The organism is Streptomyces sp. NBC_00250 (genome assembly GCF_036192275.1).
In the GTDB taxonomy this organism is placed as follows: Bacteria; Actinomycetota; Actinomycetes; order Streptomycetales; family Streptomycetaceae; genus Streptomyces.
Genome location: NZ_CP108088.1, coordinates 98,381 through 121,513, shown reverse-complemented (window position 1 = coordinate 121,513; position 23,133 = coordinate 98,381). Strand labels below are relative to the sequence as shown.

The following is a 23,133-nucleotide window of genomic DNA, read 5'->3' as shown; positions in this document are numbered from 1 at the left end:
ACGGGCGACGGGTGAGGAGTGGGACGGCGGGTGACGGGTCACGGCCTGCTTGCGCGGAGGTGGAGCGGGCGGGTCTGTCGGGACGGGGGGGCCGTACATGTGTGCGTACGCACACAAGCCCGCCCCGGTCCAGTCGCCCCGCTCTGAAGCGCTATGTCCGTCTTGTGTGGATATTCTATCCGGTGTGATCGAGTCTGGACGGGTGTGGCTCCACCGCCGCTACAGCCCGGGCCTGCTTGTGCGGCTGTCGCCGGTCATTCTGACCGTCGTGATCGCCGCACTGGCCTACACCACTCCGCCGGAGCTGGCCTTCAGTCGGTTGCTGCCCGCCGCCCCGGCTCTGGCCGCCGCCATGTGGCCGGTCCTGCCCACCATCCTGCTCGGCACGGTCTGCCTCATCCTGATGATCGGCCTCAGCCTCGTCTTCCCCGACCTCGGAACGTGGTGGACGGTCGCGGGGATCATCGCCGTCACCGTGGCCGCGGCGTACGGAAGCCATGTCCGGCTCCAGCGGGAGCGCACACTCCTCCAGGTACGGCTCGTCGCCGATGCGGCGCAGCAGGTGGTGCTGGGCCCGATGCCACGCCGCTTCAGGGACGTCGAGATCGAGTCGCTGTACCTCGCGGCCGCGGCGGAGGCGCGCATCGGCGGGGACTTCTACGAGGCGATCGACACGCCGTTCGGCGTCAGGCTGCTCATCGGTGACGTACGCGGCAAGGGCCTGCCGGCGGTGGGAGCGGCCGCGGCCATCGTCAACGCCTTCCGCGAGGCCGCCTACAGCGAGACCGACATGATCGAGGTCGCCCGCAGGCTCGACGCCAGCTGCACCCGGTACAACGCTGCCTTTCCCCCCGAGGGAACGATGGAGCGCTTCGCCACCGCGCTGCTCGTCGACATCCCGAAGGAAGGCGGGCGGATCGACCTCCTCAACTGCGGACACCCGCCCCCGCTGATCCTGAACGGCACGACACTCCGCGTCCTCGAGACGCAGGCCCCCTCGCCGTTGCTCAGCCTGGCCGACCTGCTGGGTGATCACTACAACGTCGACAGCTGCGCCTTCGCCCCCGGTGACCTGCTGCTCCTCTACACCGACGGGATCGCCGAGGCCCGCGACCGCGGCGGCGAGTTCTTCCCGCTGGCAGCCTGGATGGGGCGGCAGCCCCTGACGCCACCCCGCGAACTTCTCGCGGCGCTGCACCGCGATCTCCTCCACTACACCAAAGGACGCCTCGACGACGACATCGCCGCCCTCGCCGTCCACCTGCGCGTGCCTGGAGCCGCCTGGTCCCGGTGAGCGCCTCGCCCTGCCGCCGCGCGAACGGGCTTGGCAAGGTGATTCGGGACGTGGGAACACTTCGGCATCAGGCACGGCGAGTGGCCCGTGGCACACTCGACCGGCTCGCCCTGCGGCTCGACCGAGGACCGCCCGGGCCCCCGCCGTCCGGCTGCCCCACGGTCGCCGGGGGCCCGGAGTGCGCGTCCTGGGCCGTCGGGGGCTCGGACCGCGCGTCCTGGGCCGTCGGGCGGCCCAGGTACCAGACGGGTCCGGGGTCGGGTACGTCCAGCTGCTCGAACCCCAGGCGGTCGTAGAACGCCCGGGCCGGTGTGTTCGACCGCACCATGCACAGGTGCACGGCGGGCACGCCGTGCACGTGCAGCGCCGCGAGCAGAGTGGCGATGAGGGCGCGCCCGTACCCCCGCCCCTGCCAGGCGGGCAGGAGGTCGATGTGCAGGTGCGCGGGATGTCCGGCCAACTCGGCGCGGACCATGCGCTCCGGTGTGTGGAGCAGGAACGCCATCGACTCGGCGGGCGTGGCGGCCGCGCCGACGGGCGCCGGGAACCGCTCCGCCGCCCGGGGAAGCCACTCCTCACGGAACCGGGCGGCGAAGCCCGCGGTGTCCGGCACCCCGAGGACATAGCCGACGGCCTGCCCGGCGCCGTCGTCCAGAACGAACGCGAAGTCGGGCTCGAGCTCCACGTACGGATAGGCGAAGATCACGGGCATCAGCTCGGGATCGGGGTAGAGGGCGGAGGAGTCACCGCCCTCGTGAGCCGTCTTGACACAGATGTCCGCGAGTTCGGCGCGGTCCGAGGTCCGGTAGCGGCGGATGAAAGGCGCTGTCGTCATTCGTCCGACGATCCCAGAATGGGAGCGCTCCCGCACGGGATTTGCGGCCGGTGAACGGTTCCGGGCCACCCGGGTGGATCCCGGGGCGGCGGTGGGGGTGAGGCTGACGTCGAGGGTGCGTGCCGGCCGCTCACCGTGGCGCGTTCAGCAGGGCGAGCTGGTCAGCGGCACTCCTCTCGATGGCGCTCGCCAGATCCGTCGCGGCGTCGGACTGGCCCGAAGCGCGTTCGCCGGCGCAGAGCGTGCGGGTCTGGGCGAGGTGGGCGCGCATGCTGTCGGTGAAGAGCCGGTCGAGCTCCTTGCCGGTCGTCGTGGTCACCCTGTCGAGGACGTCGAGGGAGACCATTCCCGGCATGTCGTGCCCCTCGTGCGGGCGGGTGTCCGGGACGCCCGAGAGCTTCAGGAGCGCGCGCAGGCGGGTGAGTTCGTCCTTCAGTCTGGCTTCCGACCCGGTCGCGATCCCGGCCAGGGCCGGGTCGGCGGTCCGTGACGCCGCGAGGGCCGTCAGCTGCTCGGCTCGCTCGTCCATGGGGATCATCAGCTGGATCCAGGCGGTGTCGGTGGCGTTGAACAGCGCTGTGCGTGGCGGGCCGACCGTCGGCTGCTGGGTGCAGCCGACGGCCGGCAGCGCCGCGAGCAGTGCCGCCGCCGTCCGCAGGATCAGAACGTGCCGGCGGAGTTGCACTTGGCGCTCTGCACGACGCAGTCCTTCACTCGCTGTCCCAGGGCCGCGTTGTCCCAGGCGTTGAAGAAGTCGCCGTGGATGGAGGACGCGAGGCCCGAGGACAAGGAGAACCCGGCCGGGCTGCCACCGGTCGGGTATCCGATGACGAAGGAGACGGAGGGAATCGCGACGGGGTGGTCGCCGCCGCACTTGCCGTTGTGGGTGAAGGCGACATGCGACTTGTGGTCCGGACTGTCGAGGTGCTTGCCGTCCCAGCAGTCAGGGAAGAGCAGCTGGTACACGAGCTTGGCGGTCGGGGCGCACACGGGCCAGTTGCCGTCGGCGCTGCGGCCGATCTCGCCGCCCTCTCCGGCGCAGTAGAACTGGTTGGCCGAGCCCGCCGGAGTGGGCACCTGCGACTTGGCGTTGCCCGCGATCATGCGGAAGCCCTGGGGGAAGGGCACCGTCGCCGAGGGATCGAGGAGCCTCGACCCGTAGTAGACGATCACGCCGTCGGGTTCGACGGCCTTGCCTCCTTCGTAGAGGGTCGGGATCCAGTAGGCGGACAGGTCCTCGGCCGGGGTGCAGCTCGTGCCGGTGTGGGCCTGCAGGCTCTGTGCCGTGGTGAACGCGTCGGTGCTCTTGTTGCCGAAGAAACTGTGCATGTGGGAGGCGCCCGGCAGGCCCGGGACGACGATCGGGTCGTCAGGCTTGGAGTGGCTGTAGGTGCACGTGGCGTTGAACTCGGGCACGCGGACCGAGTCGGCCGGCACCGCTGCCGGCGTCATCGCCCGAAACTGCGCGAGTTGCGCGTTCCACGCGCCCTGGTCGACGGCGACCCACCCGGGCGTTTCGCCACCGCCACCGCCCCCGAAGGAGAGCCAGTTGACGTTGACGAAGTCGCCGGGCGTGGCGCTGCGCAGTACGGCGAACACGGTCTGAGGCCCGGTGGGGTGCGTGGCGACGTCGGCGGTCAAGGTCGCCCACGTCTGCCAGCCGCCGGTGGGGGAGACGGAGAAGGTGGCGAGCACCGGTCCGGTCAGCGATCCGGTACGCAGCTCCACGGAGCCGGAGCCGGTGGCGGAGGCGACCCGGGCCGAGACCGTCAGGGGGCCGGCGGCGCCGAGGTCGACGCCGTCGAAACGCATCCAGTCGCCGTCGGCGAGGTAGGCGGCGTTCTGTCCGCCGCCGGAGTCCGCGGTCACCTCCAGGCCGACACCTGACTGGGCGGCGTACGACTCGGCCTGGACGACGACGGTCGCGGCCCAGGCGGGCCTGGTGGTGAGGGTGATGCTGAGGGCGGCGGCCAGGACGACCGCCAGCGCCCCCGCCAGGAGGGTGTAGAGGGGGACGGGATGTCTGCGCATGTCACTTCCTTACGGATGTGGGGTGCGGGGCGGAGGGGTCGGCTACTGGTAGACGCGCACGTAGTCGACGAGCATCTTCGACGGGAACGGCGTCGTGGCGTCGGTCGGGCCGGGCCAGGCGCCGCCGACCGCGAGGTTCAGGATCATGTAGTGCGGGTGGTCGAAGATCCACGGCCCGCGGCTCTGCTCGATCTGTTCCTTGTCGAGCGTGAGGACGGTCCGCCCGTCGAGGCTGTAGACGATCCCCTTGCTGCTCCAGTCCGCCGTCCACGTGTGGAAGTCGTCGGAGAAGTCCGCGTCCTGGGGCAGCCGGTACGGCGCACCGATCCCACCGCCGCCGTTGTAGGCGGGGGCGTGGACGGTGGAGTAGGCCGTCTTCACGTCCTTGCCGAGGATCTCCATGATGTCGATCTCCCCGTTGTACGGCCACGGCCGACCCGTCAGGAAGTCGCCGCCCATCATCCAGAAGGCGGGCCACAGCCCGTTGCCCTTGGGTACCTTGACGCGGGCCTCGATCCGTCCGTAGGTGAACTGGAAGGTCGCGCCCGTGTTCATCCGGGCCGAGGTGTACTGGCAGGTGGTGCTGCCGGTCAGCGGGTCGGGCGGGCACCCCTGGCCCGGGGTCGCCTCCTTGCGCGCCTCCATGACGAGGTGGCCGGCCCCGTCCAGGGCGGCATTGCGGTGGTCGGTGTAGTACTGCAGTTCGGCGTTCTGGCCGGTGCCCGGGTCGGCCCGCCACTTCGCGGGGTCGGGCCGGGCACCGACGGCGCCGTCGAACTCGTCGCTCCACACGAGCCGCGGCGGGTTCGCGGGATCGGCCGGGAGCGGCGGGGCGGGGATCGGCGCGCCACCGGTGCCGTACACCTGGAACTCCCACAGGGAGTAGCCGTAGGCGGTGGCGCGTTCCGTCCCGTACATCCGGACGTGGCGACCGGTGCCGGAGACGGACAGGGTCTGCTTGAAGCCGGCGCCGGTGGTGGTCGAGTAGATCGGGGTCCAGTCGGTCCCGTTCGGGGAGACCTGGATCTGGAAGGACTTGGCGTACGCCGGGTCCCACTGGAGGACGACCTTGTGGATCTGGGCGGTCGCGCCCAGGTCCACGGAGATCCAACCGGGATCGCTCCAGCCCGTGGTCGGGCTGGTGGCCCAGCGGGAGGCGGGATCGCGGTCGAACGCCCGGGCCGGTGTGCACTCCCAGCAGTTGGAGTCGGCCTGGGAGGAGGAGGCCGCGCCCGGTCGGCCGTACGACAGGAGGGTGTCCCCGCCGCCGGGTTGGTCGCCTTCGGCGGTCCGCACGGTGAAGGACCAGAGCGAGTAGCCGTAGGCGGTGCCGCGCTGGGTCGCGGCGAGCCGGACGTAGCGGCCGGTTCCGGCGACGGCCAGATCCTGGGTGCCGCCGGTACCGGTGGTCGTCTCGTGGACCGTGGTCCAGGTGGCGGCGTCGTTCGACACCTGGATCCGGAAGGCCTTGCCGTACGCGGCCTCCCAGGCCAGCCCCACGCCGCAGAGGTTCTTCGCGGAGCCGAGGTCGATCTGGATCCACTGGGGGTCGGAGAACTCGCTGGACCAGCGGGTGCCGGGATCGCCGTCGACGGCGTTCTGCGCACCGAACGGGCCTTCGGTGCTGGACGCGGTGGCGGGCCTGCCGCGCGCGGCGTCCGCACTGCCGCAGACGGCGGCGGCATGGGCGGGTGGGTCGGGAAGAGCGGTGAAGCTGAGCAGGGTGGCCGCGACGGCGACGAATAAACCGAGGCGGCGGAACAGTGGACGCACGGCGGCTCCTCAGGAAGGGGAGGGAAGTCGGGGGAGCGCTCCCTGAGGGGTGAGAATGGGCCGGTCCGCAACGGCTGTCAAGGGCTTGGTTCACACGCCGGAAACGGCGTGAACTCCGCCGCGTCGCACGGTGGAACGGTTTCTCGACGGCCCGTCATGCGGCTTCCTGGCGGGCGGGAACGGGCCCTGCCAGGGCAAAGAACTCCGTTGCGTCCATCGGTCGATCACTCGGCTCCCGCGCAACAGCCCACCTCCGTGTGGGCGTTGACATGGGTGCCGCTCGGACGTCATCCTCGTCAGAAAACGCTCCCCGGAAGCCCCTGGGCACCGCCGACCGAAACGGACTGGGATGAAACGACCCACGCTGGAAGTGGTCGCCGCGCGCGCGGGCGTGTCCAAGTCGAGCGTCTCCCGTGTCGTCAACGGCGAGGCGACAGTGGCGCCGGAGATCCGCGACGTCGTCATGCGGGCCGTGCGCGAGCTCGGATACGTGCCCAACGCCGCCGCCCGGAACCTGGTGACGCGCAGGACCGACGCCGTGGCCGTGGTCGTCTCCGACCCCCCACAGGGCGTCGTCTCCGACGATCCCCTGTTCGCCACCGTCGTGCGCGCCGTGAGCCGGGAACTGGAGGCCGCGGGCAAACAGGTCGTGCTCATGCTGGCCGAGTCCGACCGCAGCCGGGCCAGAGTCGAGCAGTACGTCGCCGGGGGGCACGTGGACGGCGTCATGCTGATCGCCCTGCACGGTACCGACCCGCTGCCGGCGGCACTGGCCAGGACCGGCCTGCCCACGGCCTCGTTCAACCGCACCAACGCACCGGACGTCCCGTACGTGGGCCTGGACAACGCGAGCGGCGCGGCCCTGGCCGTCCGGCACCTGCTGGAGCGGGGCCGACGCCGCATCGCCGTCATCACCGGACCACTGGAGCTCTACGAGTCCCGGGAGCGCCTCGACGGCTACCGGGACGCGCTGCGCGACACCGGGCGCCGGTCGATCGTCGCGCTGGGCGACTTCACCAGGGTCTCCGGGGCCGAGGCCATGCGTCAACTCCTCGACGACGACCCCGCGTTGGACGCCGTGTTCGCGAGCAACGACTTGATGGCGATCGGGGCCCTGCGCACCCTGCGGGAGGCGGGCCGCCGGGTCCCCGAGGACGTCGCCGTCGTCGGCTTCGACGACATCGAAGCCGCCTCGTACACCACTCCGGCACTCACCTCCGTACGCAGCCCCATGGCGGACCAGGCCAGGGCGACGGTCCGGCTCCTGCTGGGACTGATCGAAGGCGGTCCCAGAGAACCTGTGATCATGCCGAACGAGCTGGTGGTGCGCGAGTCGACCTGACCAGTCGCCGTGAACGAGGCAGGGCGGGGTCGGCTGCGGCGAGGGCTCGTACCTCGGGATCCGGGTGACCGATGAGGTGGCTCCGGCCGGTGCGGGGGAACGCCGGCAGGGTCGGCACGTGTGGACGGTGCACCGGACGGGTGACGAAGACGTCCAGGAGGAGGAGGGGCGGAACCGGCGGGTGGTGACAGGCGAGCCGGATCCGTACCTCCTCGTCGTCGTCCTGAGCGAGTGTCCCGACGAGTTCCGCGGCCAGGCCGGGCCAACTCGCCGCCACCCGGCGGAGCACCGGCTCCTCGGACACCGCGCAGGCGGCGAACCAGTCGGTCGCCGGCTCGGTGATCGGGCAGGTGCAGTCCGGGCCGTGCCGGGTCGACGTACTGGCTGAAAGGGCCCGCCCGGCTCTGTGCATCATGTGCCGACAGCCGCTGCCACAAGGGCCGTTCGACGTGCGGGGCGGGCGGTCCTGCGCGGCTGCGCGGGTCGACGTCGAGCCCAACGCGGTTCCGGCGTGCCCTCTGATGATCAGTCGGTGACGACGACGTCCTTGGCCGGCGGGGCTTTTGCCTCGACGGGCCTGTTGTAGTGCGAGTAGGTGGTCGTCCCCGGCGTCTCGCCGCGCGTTTTGACGATTTTCAGGAGGTACGGGGGGCCCTCCGCGGCGACGTAGACGGTGGTCGTCTCGTCGTCACTGCCGACCGGTTTCGCCAGCTTCAGCGCCTTCTGCCCGTCGACGGTGGTCGCCTCGGCCTTCGCGGAGTCGTCGTCCCAGCCGTTCTCCAAACCGGTGCGGGTCCTCTCCTCGCCCGGGGTTCTCTTCCCTCCGCAGAGCGCCAGTTCGTCCGGGGCATCGGGGCCGTCGAGGGGCGGCTTCGTCCAGCGGCCCCTGAGCTCGGAGATCAGGGCCTCCAGGTCCTTCGGGCTGCGGCGTCGCTCCTGCAGGCGCAGGAGCGCCTCGTCGCGGCGCAGGTACACGTCCTTGTTGTCGATCATGATCATTTCGGCCGTGCCCGCTGGGCCGTAGGACATCGTGGCGGTGCAGTTCCCCTGGCTGTCGTGGGAGAGGTAGCCCTTCATCGGTGTCCCCAACGAGAGTACGTCGGTGTGAACGGTCACGGACTTCGCCGACTCCGTCGCCCTGATCGCCCTGTCGAGAATCTCCACTTGGGGCAGGTCACCCAAGTGTGGACTGCAGGCGGTGACAGAGAGAGTGACGGCCACGCAGGCCAGGGTGGCGGCGGGGCGGTGGAGTGCTGCGAGCATGCTGTCAGTGTCTCCGAGGGGGGATGAACGGGGGAAGGGGCCTCGTAGACAAGGCAGTTGCCTTGAAGGCCGGGTGCTGAGCCCCCGGGAAGCAGGTCGATCACCTACCGGGCCCTCGCAGCCCTCAACTGAGGCCTGCGGTTCGTCCACTCCCGGCATCCGGCCCTGGAGACGCCGACCGGGCGACGACAGAGTTCACCTTCGTCATGTGCGGCGAGGTCCAGGAGGCCCTGGAGTACGCCGAGTTCCACCGAGATCGCCGCCCGGGCGCCATGCCCGATCATCCGACGAGCTCCGCGACGTGACCCTCATCTCCCTCCGCGTCCGAGGCCGGCAGTGCAGCCCGTACGTCCCCGCGAAAACCTGTGGAACGCCGGCACCGTCCGCCCGTACCGTGCTGTCGAGCCACGTCGTCGAGCCAAGGGCAGGCCGTTGTACACCGTTTGAGACCCCCGAGCGCTGAATCGTCGCGCGTCGCGCCCTGCGCGCCGCGCTCCTTCTTGCTGCGGATTTCTCACTGAAACCGGTGTACTCCTGTGCTCAACAGCTGGGTGGTCATGCCCACCTGCCTTCCTGTAGTCCTCCGCCGTTGCCACACCTGCGGATCCGAACGCTTCCGGGCGAACGGCAAGTTCCGCGTCAACGCGCACCACAAGCTCCTCGACGCCTGGCTCCTCGTGCTCTGCACCTCCTGCGGGGAGACGGCGAAGCTCACGGTCCTGGAGCGGGCGAACGTCCGCTCCGTACGACCTGAGCAGCTCGACCGGATGCACGACAACGACCCGCGCCTGGCAGCCGAGTTGCTCCAGGATCCGGGCCTGCGGCGTCGCAACCACGTCGCGCTCGACTGGGACGGCGCCTGGCGCCTCGACACCGGCGGATCGGATCACCTGAGCGGCGAGGCCGTCGACGTCTCGGTCCGCTTCGCCGCCCGGATTCCCGTACGGCCGGTGCGGCTGATCGCCGAAGGCTTCGGTCTGTCACGGGCCGAGGTCGAGAGACTGATCGCCGAGGACAGGCTCGTCTCGGCGGCCCGGCTGAGCGGCCGGCTCTCCGGCGACTTCACCTTCATGCTCAAGCGCTGAGCCGTCCATGGGACCAGGGGCCTGTCCGGCAGCATCCGCCGCCGGGCAGGCCCACGGCACCCCTGGGCACGGCAAGCCTTGCGACGTCATGCAGGACTTCGCAGGTGTCGCCGTGCACGTGAACGTACCCAGTCAGGTGCGGACGAGAAGGGGTCGGCTGCGAGGCTCGACGGGCATGTCGACAACGTATCCAGTGTGATCGCGCGGAATCCAGGCCATCACACGTTCAGCGACAGAGCCACTGAACGTGTTCAAGTCCGCAGCTCCGGATCAGTTCTTCCGCCGGTATACGCCAGGTGCGGTTCCGTGCGTGCGTTTGAACGCGTGGGCGAAGGCGAACTCGGACGTGTAGCCCGCTTGGGCGGCGATGGACCTCAGCGGTGCGTCCGATGTCCGCAGCAGGCGGGCTGCCGTGGTCATCCGCCACCAGGTCAGGTAGCCGAGGGGCGGTTGCCCGATCAGCATGGCGAAGCGTCTGGCGAAGGGCGCCCGGGAGAGTCCGGCTTCCGCGGCGAGTTTCGCCACGGTCCAAGGTGCCGCCGGGTCCCGGTGGATGGCATGGAGGGCGGCGGTGACAGGCGGGTCGTTCAGTGCGGCGGCCCACCCCGTGCTGTCTTCTCGGGCGGGTTGCTGAGTGAACCAGATACGCAGGATGTACAGCAGAAGTGTGTCCAGAAGCGCGGGGACGGCCGCGTCCGTGCCCAGGCGCGGGTTCTCCAGTTCGGCGGCCAGGAGTGCCACGGCTGAGCGCAACTCGGGGTGTTGGTGGGAGTCTGCCGGCAGGTGGATCAGGCCGGGGAGGGTCAGCAGGAGGGGGTGCGTGCGGGACGGGTTGAGCTGGTAGGCCCCGCAGAGTACTACCGTGGCCGGACCGCCGTCTCCGCTCCGGTCGACGCTGTCCGAGGCGTAGGCGTCGTACAGGTCGTGGCCGTCGGGGCCGCAGGCAGGGGTTGTCACCGGGGTCTCGGGGCTGTCGGCCAGGGTGTGCCCGTTGCCGTGGGGCAGGAACACCACGTCGCCCTTGCCCAGTTGGACGGGTTCCGCGTCGGAAGGCAACAGCCAGCAGGAACCCTCCAGGATCACCTGGAAGCCCGCCGATCCGGGGACGGGTGTGAACTGCTGTCCCCACGGGGCGTGCCACCGCACGTGCGCAGACCGGGGTCGGCCGGTCCGCGTCACCGCGACCACGTCGCTGAGTAGATCCATGTGCTGAGACTACGGGTGGGTGCAAGACGTACGCGTATGAATTGGGCGGTCTGACACATGGATCGTCTCCATGTGTGATCCGTAGATTCGCGGCATGACGATGATGAAGAGCTCGCGCATCCACGAGTACGGCGACCCTTCCGTGATCCGCTACGAAACTGTTCCCCGTCCGCGACCGGCCTTCGGCGAAGTGCTCGTCCATGTCGCGGCTACCTCTTTCAATCCCACCGAGGCCGCTCTGCGCGCCGGAATGCTGCAGGCGTTCCTCCCCGTGGCCCTGCCCTACACGCTTGGTTGGGACGTCTCCGGCACCGTGGCCGAGGTCGGCGCGGGAGTGGAGGGCTTCGCCGTCGGCGACCGGGTCATCGGGCGGCTCGACAGCGGTGGTGCGGCTGCCGAGTACGTCCGGGCGCGCGCCACCGAGCTGGTCGCGGCGCCGGCGTCCATCCCTCTCGCGAACGCCGCGGCTCTTCCCTTGGCGGGCCTGACGGCCTGGCAGGCAGTGTTCGAACACGGGAAGGTGAGAGCTGGTCAGCGGGTGCTGGTCAACGGTGCGGGGGGAGGCGTCGGAGGCTTCGTGACGCGGCTTGCCAAGCACGCGGGGGCCGAGGTGATCGCCACGGCCGGCCCGCGGAGCACCGCGGCCGTCCTGAGGCAGGGGGCGGACCAAGTGATCGACTACACCGCCAGGTCGGTGGCCACCGCGCTCGACGGTCCGGTGGACACTCTGCTCAATCTGGTCCCGCTGAGCCCGCCGGACGCCGCAGCGCTGGCGCCTCTGGTGCGGCCGGGCGGGAGGATCATCTCGATCGCCACCCCCATCGAACCGGCTGCCGATGCCCGGGTGAGCGCCATGCACATGGTCGCCCGCAACGACGTCGCACATCTCGCGGCGCTGGTGGAACTCGTCGACGCGGGCGCGCTCGGCATCGACATCAGCCGGCAACGTGCACTGGCAGACCTCGCCGACGTCCACCGCCTGAGCGAATCCGGTCAGATCCGCGGCAAGGTCGTCATCATCCCCTGAGTCCGACCGGAGATCCCGACTCCGGTTCGAACTGCACCGCCCCCCGCCTCCCTGCCGTGAGCGTGATCGACACGTGCCTTTGGTCCTGCTCACCGGCCAGGTGCAGCTTCACCGCCCGCGGCGTTCCTTCGTCAGTCCGAGGCACCGCTGCGTCGGGCGTAGGCGCGGGCGGCGCGGGCGCGGTCGCCGCAGCGGGTGGAGCACCAGTGGCGCCGACCGTGGGTGCGCATGAGGAACCGGTCGCAGGGTGCGGAGCCGCACGCGGCGAGGATGTCGGCGTCGGGACCGGTGAGCAGGTCGGCGGCGTCCGCGGCGAGGGTCGCCAGTGCGTGGTTGACGGCCCGGTCGGTGGGGTGCGCCTGGATGCGGCGCAGCCCCTGAGACCCGTCCCAGGCGAGGAGGGGCGCGGTGGGTACGGCCGTGAGTGCCTCGTTCACCGCGCGCAGGGATGCCTCGGGCGGGGTGGTGCTGTCGACGCGGGCGGCGAACAGTGCGCGTACGTGTGCGCGAAGTGTGCGCATCCGCTGGGCGCACACGTCGTACAACTGCACGTCCGGGGTGGTCAGGTCGTGGGCGGCCAGCCAGCGCATGGCGGATTCGGGGGCGGCGAGCAGGTCGTAGCTCTGGCCGGCAGGCAGGGTCGCGGCGGTATCGGCGAAGTCCAGGGAGCGGTACCGGTCGGCACCCGGAGCTGGAGGCAGAGGGGTCTGCGCCGTGTCGGTGGCCGGGGTGTCGTCCATGCCTCTCATGGTAGCGCTTGCGTTTTTCCGTGATGCCCGCCTAGCCTGGCATCACGTTAAACACATAATTTTTACGTGAGAAACAGGGGAGACGTCATGTCCCAGCTCAACGCCGATCAGTTCCCGGTCCGCACGCTCGGCGGCCCGACCGCCCTGTTCGAGTACGGCGGCCTGCGCTTCCTGACGGACCCGACCTTCGACGGCCCCGGCGACTACCCCTCGACCGGTCCGACGCTGACCAAGACCGCCCCCTCCCTCACCACCCCCGCCGAACTCGGCCCCATCGACGTGGTCCTGCTCTCCCACGACGAGCACGCCGACAACCTCGACACCTCCGGCCGCGGCCTGCTCGCCGACGTCCCCCTCACCCTCACCACCCCCGGCGGCGGCGAGCGCCTCGGAGAGCAGGCCAAGGGCCTGGCCGACTGGGAGACGGTCGAGTTGGAGCGCCCGGGCGGCGGCACCATCACCGTCACCGGTGTGCCCGCCATCCACGGCCCCGGCCCGCGCGAGGAGGTCGAGCGGTTCGCCGGCCAGGTCGTCGGCTTCGTACTGACCGGTGAGGGTCTGCCGACGGTCTACGTCAGCGGCGACAACGCCTCCCTCGACGCCGTCAAGGAGATCGCCAGGCGCTTCGCCCCGGTGGACACCGCCATCCTGTTCGCCGGAGCCCCTCGCTTTCCCATGCTCTTCGGCGGCGATCCGATCGTCCTGGACAGCGCGCAGGCCGCCGACGCAGCCCGGATCCTCGACGCCCGCCGTGTCGTCCCGGCCCACCACGACAGCTGGGCCCACTTCACCGAGGGCCGCGAAGAACTGAAGGCCGCCTTCACCGCCGCCGGCCTGGCCGACCGCCTGGACCAGGACTGGACGCGGCGCTCCTGAGCCTGAACCTCCGCCCAGGGTGCCGGTCGGGCATGGCCATGCTCTTGACTCAGGGCGAGTGACTCTCCGCTGCGTGTGCTTCTCCCGTTGGGGGCTCCATGCGCATGCCGAAGTCGAAGGCCGAGCTGTACGCGGCGATCAGCCGTGACCAACGTCAGGGCGGCATCTCGATGCGTGCACTGGAGCACAAGTACGGCGTGACCTGGCGGACCGTCCGCAGGGCTCTGGACGCCCAGTGGCCGGAGCCGCGCAAGAGATCCCGCAGCCTCACATCCCCGGAGCGGAGGCCGAGGTGGACTTCGGGGAGGTGTACATCGTGTTCGCCGGGGTCCCCACCCGCTGCTACCTCTTCTCCTTCCGCCTGTCGTACTCGGGCAAGGCGGTCCATCGACCCGTTGACCGCACTACCGGCGTGTCCTACGCCTCGGCGTGGTGAGGGCGAGGAGCCTCCGTTCGGGATGTTCCCGATGAGACGGAGACGCGATGCATCACGATGTGGTGATCGCCGAACGCGAGGTGTCCGGCCTGGTGGTGGCACGGGTCGGCAGGGCGGAGGCGACCAGTGCTGCCGCACTGCCCTGGGTGGTGCTCGATGGTGCCGGGCGGGCGATCACGCCGCCGGGCGAGTTCCTGCGGGAGTTGCCGGCCTGCGGCAACACGCTGGCTTCGTGCCGTTCCTATGCCTTTGACCTGCTGCGCTGGTTCCGGTTCCTCGACCGCGATGAACGTCGAATGGAGCCGTGCGAAGCGCGTGGATGTACGCGACTTCGTCCTTTGGCTGCGGACGTGCCACAACCCGGCGCGGGACCGGCGCCGCCCGGACGCGCCCGTTCCGCGGTCATTGAACGCGCGCACCGGCAAGCCGTACCTGCGGTCGGGCTATGCCCCGGCGACCATCAACCACGCGGTGTCGGTGCCGGCGGCGTTCTGTGACCACCATCTGCAAACCGGGCAGGGCCCGTTGGTCTCCCCGGCGCCACCGCAACCCCGTGACGGGCGCCGGCTGGAGGCGCATCACAACCCGCTGGAGCCGTTCCGGCTGCACCGTCGGGGCGCCTAACGGCAGAAGCCGGTCGATCGTGAGCCGCGTGCGGTCCCCGACGATGTCGTCGAAGATCTGTTCAACTCGCTGGGCTGCCGCCGCGACCGAGCACTGTTCTGCATGTTCTTGTACAACGGCGCACGGGCCGCCGAGATGCTGGGCATGACGATCGGCGACATCCACCCGGGCGAGGGCCGGATCTACGTGCAGACCAAGGGCTTGGGCGGCGCGAAGGAGGCGTTCAGCCGGTCGTACTCGGCCACCGTGGCCCGCAGGTGGTCGAGGTGCTCCTTCCAGAACTCGTCAAGGGGTGAGGAAGCCGCCCTGCCGACCCAGGCCACGCAACAACGTGTCGACCACGAGCGTTGCCAGTTCATCGACATCGTCGGCGTCATCCGAGCGATTCTGGGCGGCCTTCTCCACCGACGACGACGGTCTACTGGATGCTCGGTCAGGTGCCCGTTCCTCGCCCCAAGGTGTGCTTCATCCCTACAGCCAGCGGCGACTCACCCGCCTACATCGAGCAGTTCTTCGAGGCGTACCGGCCACGTTCGTGCGAGCCCAGTGTCTTGCAGCTGTTCCGGCGGGAGCTCGATGACGACGAACTGCGCACGTTCCTGCTCTCTCAGGACGTCGTCTATGTGGGTGGGGGCAACACCGCGAACATGCTGGCGGTCTGGCGCGCGCACGGCGTGGACCAGCTACTTCGCGAGGCCTTCGACCGAGGGACCTTGTTGTGCGGCATCAGCGCTGGTGCCAACTGCTGGGCCGAGGGCTCGCACACCGACTCATTTGGGCCACTGACCCACCTCTCCGATGGGCTGAGCCTGCTGCCCGGCTCGGTCTGCCCGCACTACGACAGTGAACCGGGCCGACGAGCGTCCTATCAGGCGGCTGTGGCAAGCCGCGCGCTTCCCGCCGGCTGGGCAGTAGAAGACGGAGTCGGCGCCCTTTTCATCAACGGCCATCTGACGGACTGCGTGACACTCACACCTGCGGCTCTGCTGTATCGGGTGGAACCAGACGCAGAAGGCGGGGTTTCAGAACAAGCCCTGCCATGCCGTCTGCTCGCCCGAACACACCAGGTCAATCAGCGGGCGTGAACGGGTGAGGGGCCCGGCGATACACGTCGAGTTCAATTCGTCAGTCGAACTCTGGCCTGACCAGGGTCTCGGACAGCTGCACAGCCCTGGTCAGAGGGCGGGCGCATGCGGCACACAGAAAAGTGATCACACGAAGTTCTAGCCCGCCGAACCCGCATCAGCAAGAGCCTCACGGCTAGGAGCTGTCCGGCCGATCATTGGTGGGTGCGCACGGTCGGTGGAGGTTGTCTGCGCGGTCCCATAGCCTGCGCCCGTGACCACCGAGGAGTACCTCTCGACGATTGACTCGCTGGCCGTGCAGCCGTTCCCGGAGGTGACCTATGTCGACGCCTCCGGGGGCGGTGGACCTGAGCATCATGTGCGCGAACTGCAGGTCAGTCGGGATTTCTGGGATGACGACGACGGGCACGCCTGGGTTGAGGCCGAAGCCGAACTGCAGGCCCGTCTCGACGACCTGGCGGCACGCCTGACGGATCGGTGGGGCAGTGCGTTCGTCGTGGACCTCGGACCGTATCTCAGCGCCAGCTGCGAGGGAGAGCCGGTGCCCGAGCCGCTCGACTACCTCAGCCAGCAGGCCGTGAGCATGCAGGTGTGGCCGCTCCCCGATAACGATCGTTGGCTCGCGCTGGCGATCGGCCAGGCCGACAAGGAGCTGCCTCTCATCCTGTTTGCCGCGGTCGGCCTCCGCACTCGACGTGAACGCGAGTGGGCGGTCATGAGCGGAGCCACACGATGACAGCTGCGGCTGAGACGGTGCCGAGGAACACGTAGCCGCGCTTGTCATACCGCGTAGCCACCGCACGGAAATTCTTGAGCCTATTGACGGCTCGTTCGACGGTGTTGCGCTTCTTGTACCGCTCCTCGTCGAACCCCGGTGGCCGTCCGCCTCGTGATCCCTTGCGCAGGCGGGCTGCCCGGCTGTCGGCCTTCTCCGGAATCGTGTGCCGGATGCCGCGCCGCCGCAGGTATTGACGGCAGGGACCGTTGCTGTAGGCCTTATCTGCTGCGACGCTGTCCGGCGTCTTGCGGGGCCGGCCCGAACCGCGCCGGGGAACCCGGATCTTCTCCAGCACCGGCGCGAACTGGGTGCAGTCGGCCCGCTGCCCCGGTGTAACGATCAGGGACAGCGGCCGGCAGCGACCGTCCGCGCTCAGGTGAATCTTGCTCGTGAAGCCGCCGCGCGAACGCCCCAGGCCCTCGCCTCCTGCACCACCTCCACCAGCCGGCTGACGAGGCTCTGCCACGGAGCTTCGTCCTGGTGTTCCACCGTCTCGTCCCCCTTTGAGCCGGCGATGGCCGGCGGAGGGTCGGTGCGGGCGCCGGCCGCGTGCTGGTGCGCGCGAACGATGGTCGAGTCCACAGAGACGTCCCAGTCGATCTCGCCAGCCGCATCGGCCGCCGCTTGGACCTGGTGCAGCAGAAGTTCCCAGGTGACGTCGGCCGACCAGAGCCGGTGGCGCTCGTAGACCGTCTTCCACGGCCCGAACCGCTCCGGCAGATCGCGCCAGTGAACCCCGGTCCGAACCCGGTGCAGAATCCCGTCGATTACTTGCCGGTGATCACGCCACCGCCCGCACCGACCATTGCTCACGGGCAGGAACGGCCGCAGCCGTTCCCACTCCGCGTCCGACAGATCACCGCGTTCACCCCGCCCCATACACAGGACAACGATCCGACCAGGCGACAGTCACATGATCGGCCGGACAGCTCCTAGTGCATGACCAGCACCATCGTCGTCCGCCGCCGACCACAGCAGTGAACGGGAGGAACCTGAGGGAGCGTCACTTCCGGTTGTCAGGTGACAAAGCGGACGCCGTCTCGCACGAGCCTGACTCCTCGTAATCGAACACCGAGGTAACGCTCCGCGACGGCTCCCCAAGATCTGTGCCAGAACCCAAAACTCGATGTTGATCAACTTTCCGGCGGCCAGGTGACTCCCGAAGTCATCGACGAACGCCTCCCCGGGAGGCTGACATAACCAGCAGGCTGAGGGGGAAGGGGCAGCCGCCACCTCTCCCTGCGTTGCACAACTTGGGTGTGTACGTTTCCGCGTCCGCCCTGGGCGCACTCTCGCGCGAACGCCGACACCCGCCGAGGACTGCTGGCGGGGGAGTGCTTGCCCCGGCCCGATCAGTAGTGCGTGGAGCGGCCCGTTCCCTGGCCGACCGACCTGGCCGTGGACGGTGCCGCGCCATGCCGAAGCGTAGTAGCTGTCGGCATGCCGCTTCTTCTTCGGGGCGGTGCTGCGGCAGGAGAATCTCCTCGCGGCGCGAGAGGGCGAGCGCCGCCTCGCCGGTACGGGGCTCCGTACGCGTACCAGCCATCGTGACGGGTGCAGCGCGGCCGCGGCCGCCGTGGAGGTTGCTGTGCCGCACGCCCCCCGAGGGGGAGCGCTCGGCCGCCGAGCAGCGGCTGCACCATGCAGTGACGGCCAAGGCGGAGGCGGAGGCCCGAGAGTTCGAGTGGGAGCAGCTTCGCGCCGGGCGCACCACAGTGCCCGCCCGCCCGTGCCGCATACGCCTCGGGGCGGGTTCCGTGCGGATCCCGCCCGAGGCTGGTGCGTGGCTCAGCGCGGCCAGGCGCAGTGGACGTGGCGGCCGTGGCCGGCGTCGCCCGGGCCGAGTACCTCCTTCGCGCCGAGCTGCCGGCAGGCCGCCATCAGACCTCGGTGCGGGGCGCCGTCGCCCACGTGTCGGCCGTTGATGTGACTGATGTCGATGGCCAGACCCGCGTAGTGCTTGGAGTGGGAACTGTGGTCGCCGCCGACGAGTTCGGAGACGGAGACCCGGTAGCCGAACTGCGTGCGCAGCTTCAGCAGGCCGTTCAGCATCCGGGTGTCGAGGACGACCCTGCGATTGGGCTTGTCGCCCCACGGGCTGGTGAGCGCGCCCTTTGCGTTGGCCGTGTCGACGACGTTCTGCTTCGCGGTCGATCCGGCGTGCCGGCCACCGGGGTGCACCGTGGCCAGGGTGATGCCGGACGTGCCGAGGATCTTCCGCGCGGTGGTGGCCCGGGAGCCGACCGGAGCCGCGGGCCGGGCGGAGAGGAGGGCCGCCCAGGTCTGCCGGCCGACGACGCCGTCGGCGGCGAGACCGCGGGACTTCTGGAAGGCCTTCACCTTCGCCGCGACGGCCGCCGTCAGAGTGCCGTCGACGGTCACCTTCTGGCCGCGCGCTGTCAGCAGGGTCTGGACGGCCTTCACCGCCGGGCCCCGGCCGCCCTCGCGCAGGGTCGGCACGAGCTTGCTCCACGTGGCAGAGCCGACGACGCCGTCGGCGGCCAGCCGCTGGGCCCGCTGGAACGCGGTGACGGCACGGCCGGTCGACGGGCCGAACGCCCCGTCGACGGCCACGGAGTGGCCCCGTGCGACCAGCAGGTGCTGCAGCGCGGTGACCTCCGCGCCCCGGGACCCGGACTTCAGGGTCGGCCAGGACACGTCCGCCGCTTGGGCCACGGAAGCGGACACGGAATCGGACAGGGAAGCGGCGACGGGGGCGGCGGCCGGGGCGACAGAGCCGGCTGCGGCAGGGACGGCGCCGGCTGTGGCACCGGAGGCGAGCCCCGTGCCGGTGAGTGCGGCCACGGCGAGGACGGAGGCGATCAGACGAGTGGTGGTCTTGGGTGCCGCGGCCTTACGTGCGGTGGACGAGAACATGCGTGACTCCTTGGTCCGCGAAGGGACGAACAGGGGATGGGTGCGGCGCTGCCGGATGCAGGCGGAACCACGCCCTGACAGGGCGTGAGAAGAAGGGATGCGTTCCGCTCCGGCGGCCGTGACCTCACTCTGCACGACGTCGTACGACACCGGCCAGCGTTCCGCCCCCGCTCCCTCATGCACCTATGCACGGCGACCTATGCATGGCTCTGACCAGCGCTTATGTAACGGGGGCGGGGTGTGGCTCAGCGCGACACCGGCACCGTGGCGCACACCTCGCCGCGCGGGGTACGGGCGCAGGCCTTCGCGTCGTCCGGGTTCAGCGCCTCGACCATCGTGCTGTGGGCGTCATGGCCCCACTGCTGCGTGTAGTGCCTCGAACGCCCGGCATTGTTCGTGACCCGAACGACGTCACCCTGCGAGGTGCCGCTCATCTTGGCCCATGCGGCCTGGCACATCGCGCTGAACCGCAGCTCCACGCGGATGCCGTGCCCGCTGCCCGTGTAGTAGGTGACGGCGTCCTCCCGGCAGACGGCGTACTTCGGATCCACGCCGAAGCAGGACGCGCCCTGGCACTCGGCGGTGGACGTCGGCGCGGCGGAGAAGGGGAAGGAGGAGGAGAGGGAGGAAGCCGGCGGCCCGGCGGGCGGCTGCGCCTCCTTGCTGCGGTCCCTGTCGCTGTCCAGAACGACGGCACCGACCACGGACATGCCGACAACGACGCACGAGGCGAGCACGATCCAGAGCGTCCGGGCGACACGCGATCCGGAGGTGCTCGACGCGGCAGGCGCGAGTACCGCCGTGGAAGCAACCACGGGCTCAGGAGACGGAGCGGACACCGAACCACGATCGTCGGGGACCGCCGGGACAACCTCGTCCTCCGCTTCGCCCGGTACCTCGGGCACCACCGCACCCTCAGAGGCAGGCACAACTCCAGCCGCAATCGCAGGCGCTTGGGCCTGCGCAGCCGCAGCCGGATCCGCAGCAGCGGGCGCAGGCGGAGACGGCGGCGGAGACATGGCCGCCGGCGCCGATCCGGGCGCCTCCGACGCCTCGTCGTGCAAGGCGAGCGCCGAGGCCAGCTCCTCCTCCGCCCGGCCGAGGACCTCGTGCATCGCGCGGATCACGTCGGTCCGGGCCAGCGTGGGACGAGTCCGGTGCAGATAGCGGGACAGCATCTCCTGGCTCGTACGGACTCCACGCTCCGTGATCCGCCGGGCCAGCGCCTCCTGGGTGACCTTCCCCGGGTGCTGCTCCCACCAGCCTCGCAGGAGCCGGGCGAGCCGCTGCTTCGCGTCCGCCGCGGGTGCGCCGCCATCCACGCCCATTGATGCGCTCCCCCCTGAACCGGCTGCATAAGGCCAGCTCAACACCCATGCATGGCACATGACCTGTGCATGAATCAGCTGACGGCCTGAAAGTCTAGGACCCGCTCGACCAGTGGGCGCATTGTTGAGCCAACCCCCTCTCCCGATCGATCGATCGCCTCTTCCAAGGAGACATCTGTGTTCAGCCATGCCCGCACCGGCCGCGCATCGCACGCCGTCGTCGCCGCCCTGGTCACCGCAACCCTCGCCGTCGGCGGGGCACTCGCCGGCGCGCAGCCGAGCGCCGCCGCCCACCCGGGTACGTATGCCGTGAAGGGAGTCGACACCAGCCATCACAACCATGACGGGACCGGGAAGGCCATCGACTGGAAGCGCGTCGCACGGAGCAACTCCTTCGCCTTCCTCAAGGCCACCCAGGGCAGCAGCTACCGGGACCCCTGGTTCGCCCGCGACTACAAGGCCGTCGCCGCGACAAGCCTGATGAGGGCGCCTTACCACTTCTTCGACCCGAAGGGCACCCGCGACGGCGCCGCGCAGGCCGACCACTTCGTCCGTACCGCCCGCGCGGCCGGCTACACGGGCAGCAGGGCCGGGGAACTGCCGCCCGTCCTCGACGTGGAGAGCGTGTGGGTCAAGGGCAAGGAGGTCTGTCCGAAGGCCCTGCGCGCCGATCAGCTGAGGACGTTCCTCCAGCGTGTGAGGACGGCGTTCAAAGTGACCCCGATCGTCTACACCCGGGCCTCGTTCGTGCACGACTGCATGGGCGGCAACGGCAAGGTCTTCCAGGGCTATCCGCTGTGGCTCGCCCGGTACGGAAGTGGCGCGAAAGAGCCGCAGAGCGTTCCGGGCGCTGGAGCCTGGACGTTTTGGCAGTACACAGAGACCGAGCGGGTGCCCGGCATGCCTGGCCGCAACGGCACCGACGGCAGCGCCGACCGCAACGTCTACCGGGGCACTCTCGCCCAGCTGCGCGCCCTGGCCCACCTGGGCGGCGGCGCCCCGCAGCCCCGGCCCGGTGCCTCCTGGCCGACACTGAAGGCGGGGCAGCGTGGTGCGGACGTGACCACGGCCCAACTCCTGCTCGGGGCGAGGGGATACGCGACAGCTGCGGACGGAGTGTTCGGCGAGGGTACGCAGCGGCAGGTCAAGGCTTTCCAGCGGTCCCGGAGCCTGACCGCCGACGGCATCGTCGGGCCCGCCACCTGGGCCCGTCTCGTGGTCACCCTGAAGTCCGGGGCGAAGGGGCACGCGGTCACCGCGCTCCAGCGTCAGCTCACCGACAACGGCCACGCGGTCACCGCTGACGGCGTGTTCGGCGCTGGTACGGAGACGAAGCTGAGGACCTTCCAGAGGACCCGAGGCCTGACAGCCGATGGAATCGCCGGCACCGCCACCTGGGCGGCGCTGGTGGGCGCCGGCTCAGGCCGCTGACCGGTAGCGCCGGGTCTCGCTGGGCCGACCGCTGACCGGTAGCCCCGATCCCCCCGGTCGAATTCCAGACCGTCTGCCTTCCGCTCTGCAAGAACTACTCGGGGCCGTTCCCCTCTCCGGACCACTACCGGGCGGCCACGGATCTGTTCTACGCGGCGGACGACTACGATCCGACCGCTGTACGTGCCCACCCGGGCACGCTCACCGAGGACGAACTCCGATCGACCGCACAGAGCATCGCCGCGCGGATGAGGAAGCTGCTCCAGTAGGCGGGGAGCGGCGAGTTCTCACGGTCCTGGGCTTGCCGAGGTGTCCCTACGCGGTCGGCCTCGGCACGCCGAACATGTCGGCGACCTGTTGGAGGGCCTTCTCTCCCCCCCGTCGGAGGGACGGGGTGGGTGAGCAGCAGGTCTCCCACAGCGCGGGACACCAGAGGGAGAGCCGCAAGCGAGCGGTCAGGCTCACACAGCTGTGGTCGTCTTGAGCTCAGCGACGCGACCCACTTCGCGGGTCGCTACCCAGCAGCCACAACCGGGCCGGCGGTGACCTGAGGACCGTTGGGGAGCAGCGGCGCGAGGTTGTCCCTGACGAAATCCGCCGCCTGCCTGATCGACTCCTCGGCCCCGGATCGGTCTTCGAAGACGCTGGTGGAGACCATCACCCCGTCCCCGGCGTCCACCCAGTAGTAGGCCACGAAACCGGGGACTCGGCGCAGGAGAGGCACGAAACCCTCGTCGACTCGTCGTCCTGCCTCGGCAGAGTCGACCACTCCCTCGTAACGTCGAATCACTGCGTACATGGCCGATCTCCTCATGGATCACAGGGGCACCTTGCGCGAAACGACATACCCCCACGGAGCGTTTCTCGCTCAGGAGATGTCCGGAGGTGACCTGTATAGGCGCACGGCGAAGCGAACCGGGGTACCCCGTCCGGGTCAGCTGAAAGCGACTGTCGTGGCGTCGTGGCCCAGGCGTTTCCCAGCGGCGAGGCGTGGGCGTCTTCGCGGTCGAAGGCCGGAACGTCTGCTGAGCTGTCGTCCGGCCTGGTGGGAGACCGGCGGGACGTCCGATCGGGCGGAGGTCCGGGACCCGCA

General features: G+C 70.1%; 21 protein-coding genes and 2 pseudogenes. 10 read left to right on the top strand and 13 right to left on the bottom strand.

Annotated elements, in window-relative coordinates:
- Nucleotides 1-184: 184 nt before the first annotated feature.
- On the top strand, nt 185-1,294 hold the full coding sequence (locus OG259_RS00570) for a PP2C family protein-serine/threonine phosphatase (protein ID WP_328940336.1): 1,110 nt from the start codon (nt 185-187) through the stop codon (nt 1,292-1,294).
- Between the two features lie 67 nt (nt 1,295-1,361).
- Here OG259_RS00570 and OG259_RS00565 read toward each other — a convergent pair whose 3' ends face one another.
- The 4 genes from OG259_RS00565 to OG259_RS00550 all read right to left on the bottom strand — a co-directional run bounded on the left by OG259_RS00565 (nt 1,362) and on the right by OG259_RS00550 (nt 5,933).
- Nucleotides 1,362-2,129: a GNAT family N-acetyltransferase gene (locus OG259_RS00565; protein ID WP_443051895.1), complete on the bottom strand. Its 768-nt coding sequence runs from the start codon at nt 2,127-2,129 to the stop codon at nt 1,362-1,364.
- A 130-nt stretch (nt 2,130-2,259) separates the two neighbouring features.
- Nucleotides 2,260-2,814, bottom strand: a complete 555-nt coding sequence (locus OG259_RS00560; protein ID WP_328940335.1) for a DUF305 domain-containing protein — start codon at nt 2,812-2,814, stop codon at nt 2,260-2,262.
- Nucleotides 2,790-4,160: a DUF1996 domain-containing protein gene (locus OG259_RS00555; RefSeq protein ID WP_328940334.1), complete on the bottom strand. Its 1,371-nt coding sequence runs from the start codon at nt 4,158-4,160 to the stop codon at nt 2,790-2,792. The genes OG259_RS00560 and OG259_RS00555 overlap by 25 nt, the downstream gene beginning before the upstream one ends.
- Nucleotides 4,161-4,202: 42 nt before the next feature.
- Nucleotides 4,203-5,933, bottom strand: coding sequence for a discoidin domain-containing protein (locus OG259_RS00550; protein ID WP_328940333.1), 1,731 nt, complete (start codon nt 5,931-5,933; stop codon nt 4,203-4,205).
- 349 nt (nt 5,934-6,282) lie between these two features.
- On the opposite strand from OG259_RS00550, the gene OG259_RS00545 reads away from it, so the two are divergent.
- Entirely contained in the window at nt 6,283-7,275 is a 993-nt protein-coding gene (locus OG259_RS00545) for a LacI family DNA-binding transcriptional regulator (RefSeq protein ID WP_328940332.1), read from the top strand.
- On the opposite strand, the gene OG259_RS00540 is transcribed toward OG259_RS00545, so the two are convergent.
- On the bottom strand, nt 7,238-7,690 hold the full coding sequence (locus tag OG259_RS00540) for a hypothetical protein (RefSeq protein ID WP_328940331.1): 453 nt from the start codon (nt 7,688-7,690) through the stop codon (nt 7,238-7,240). The two genes, OG259_RS00545 and OG259_RS00540, sit on opposite strands and share 38 nt — an antisense overlap.
- 110 nt (nt 7,691-7,800) lie before the next feature.
- The gene (locus OG259_RS00535; RefSeq protein WP_328940330.1) at nt 7,801-8,538 is read right to left on the bottom strand and encodes a hypothetical protein; all 738 of its coding nucleotides are present in this window, start codon (nt 8,536-8,538) and stop codon (nt 7,801-7,803) included.
- A 536-nt stretch (nt 8,539-9,074) separates the two neighbouring features.
- Between OG259_RS00535 and OG259_RS00530 the strand changes: the two genes are divergently transcribed.
- Nucleotides 9,075-9,623 (top strand): DUF1062 domain-containing protein, encoded by a 549-nt coding sequence (locus OG259_RS00530; protein WP_328940329.1) that lies wholly within the window; start codon nt 9,075-9,077, stop codon nt 9,621-9,623.
- Between the two features lie 270 nt (nt 9,624-9,893).
- Here the strand turns inward: OG259_RS00530 and OG259_RS00525 are convergent, their stop codons facing one another.
- Nucleotides 9,894-10,829, bottom strand: coding sequence for an AraC family transcriptional regulator (locus OG259_RS00525; RefSeq protein ID WP_328940328.1), 936 nt, complete (start codon nt 10,827-10,829; stop codon nt 9,894-9,896).
- A gap of 94 nt (nt 10,830-10,923) precedes the next feature.
- Here OG259_RS00525 and OG259_RS00520 point away from each other — a divergent pair, with 94 nt between their 5' ends.
- Nucleotides 10,924-11,856, top strand: a complete 933-nt coding sequence (locus tag OG259_RS00520; RefSeq protein WP_328940327.1) for an NADP-dependent oxidoreductase — start codon at nt 10,924-10,926, stop codon at nt 11,854-11,856.
- Nucleotides 11,857-11,987: 131 nt separating this feature from the next.
- Here OG259_RS00520 and OG259_RS00515 read toward each other — a convergent pair whose 3' ends face one another.
- Nucleotides 11,988-12,596 carry an ABATE domain-containing protein gene (locus OG259_RS00515; protein WP_443051894.1) on the bottom strand — a complete coding sequence of 203 codons (609 nt, stop codon included), beginning with the start codon at nt 12,594-12,596 and terminating at the stop codon, nt 11,988-11,990.
- A gap of 96 nt (nt 12,597-12,692) precedes the next feature.
- Here OG259_RS00515 and OG259_RS00510 point away from each other — a divergent pair, with 96 nt between their 5' ends.
- The 3 genes and pseudogenes from OG259_RS00510 (at nt 12,693) to OG259_RS00500 (ending at nt 14,414) form a co-directional block, all read left to right on the top strand.
- On the top strand, nt 12,693-13,481 hold the full coding sequence (locus tag OG259_RS00510) for an MBL fold metallo-hydrolase (RefSeq protein ID WP_328940325.1): 789 nt from the start codon (nt 12,693-12,695) through the stop codon (nt 13,479-13,481).
- Between the two features lie 104 nt (nt 13,482-13,585).
- Nucleotides 13,586-13,872: pseudogene (locus OG259_RS00505) on the top strand (hypothetical protein); the annotation flags it as partial.
- Nucleotides 13,873-13,964: 92 nt separating this feature from the next.
- Nucleotides 13,965-14,414, top strand: coding sequence for a hypothetical protein (locus tag OG259_RS00500; RefSeq protein WP_328940324.1), 450 nt, complete (start codon nt 13,965-13,967; stop codon nt 14,412-14,414).
- Between the two features lie 309 nt (nt 14,415-14,723).
- Here the strand turns inward: OG259_RS00500 and OG259_RS00495 are convergent, their stop codons facing one another.
- On the bottom strand, nt 14,724-14,918 hold the full coding sequence (locus OG259_RS00495) for a hypothetical protein (protein WP_328947330.1): 195 nt from the start codon (nt 14,916-14,918) through the stop codon (nt 14,724-14,726).
- Nucleotides 14,919-14,938: 20 nt separating this feature from the next.
- Between OG259_RS00495 and OG259_RS00490 the strand changes: the two are divergent.
- Together OG259_RS00490 and OG259_RS00485 are read left to right on the top strand one after the other, a co-directional pair.
- A pseudogene (locus OG259_RS00490) lies at nt 14,939-15,626 on the top strand (Type 1 glutamine amidotransferase-like domain-containing protein); the annotation flags it as partial.
- Between the two features lie 253 nt (nt 15,627-15,879).
- Nucleotides 15,880-16,362 (top strand): hypothetical protein, encoded by a 483-nt coding sequence (locus tag OG259_RS00485; RefSeq protein ID WP_328940323.1) that lies wholly within the window; start codon nt 15,880-15,882, stop codon nt 16,360-16,362.
- Here OG259_RS00485 and OG259_RS00480 read toward each other — a convergent pair.
- From OG259_RS00480 to OG259_RS00470, 3 genes are all read right to left on the bottom strand, one after another.
- Nucleotides 16,340-17,283, bottom strand: a protein-coding gene (locus OG259_RS00480; RefSeq protein ID WP_328940322.1) for an IS5 family transposase whose coding sequence is annotated in 2 segments (ribosomal slippage) — nt 16,340-16,891 and nt 16,894-17,283 — 942 coding nt in all. Because the reading frame shifts where the segments join, the coding sequence is not laid out codon by codon here. The genes OG259_RS00485 and OG259_RS00480 overlap by 23 nt on opposite strands.
- Nucleotides 17,284-18,192: 909 nt before the next feature.
- A complete protein-coding gene (locus OG259_RS00475) occupies nt 18,193-19,281 on the bottom strand; it encodes a peptidoglycan-binding domain-containing protein (protein ID WP_328940321.1) in 1,089 nt (362 codons plus the stop codon).
- Between the two features lie 245 nt (nt 19,282-19,526).
- Nucleotides 19,527-20,609: a DUF2690 domain-containing protein gene (locus OG259_RS00470; protein ID WP_328940320.1), complete on the bottom strand. Its 1,083-nt coding sequence runs from the start codon at nt 20,607-20,609 to the stop codon at nt 19,527-19,529.
- Nucleotides 20,610-20,786: 177 nt separating this feature from the next.
- Here OG259_RS00470 and OG259_RS00465 point away from each other — a divergent pair, with 177 nt between their 5' ends.
- Nucleotides 20,787-22,040, top strand: a complete 1,254-nt coding sequence (locus tag OG259_RS00465; protein ID WP_328940319.1) for a GH25 family lysozyme — start codon at nt 20,787-20,789, stop codon at nt 22,038-22,040.
- A gap of 514 nt (nt 22,041-22,554) precedes the next feature.
- Here OG259_RS00465 and OG259_RS00460 read toward each other — a convergent pair.
- A complete protein-coding gene (locus tag OG259_RS00460; protein WP_328940318.1) occupies nt 22,555-22,839 on the bottom strand; it encodes a hypothetical protein in 285 nt (94 codons plus the stop codon).
- Nucleotides 22,840-23,133: the final 294 nt, after the last annotated feature.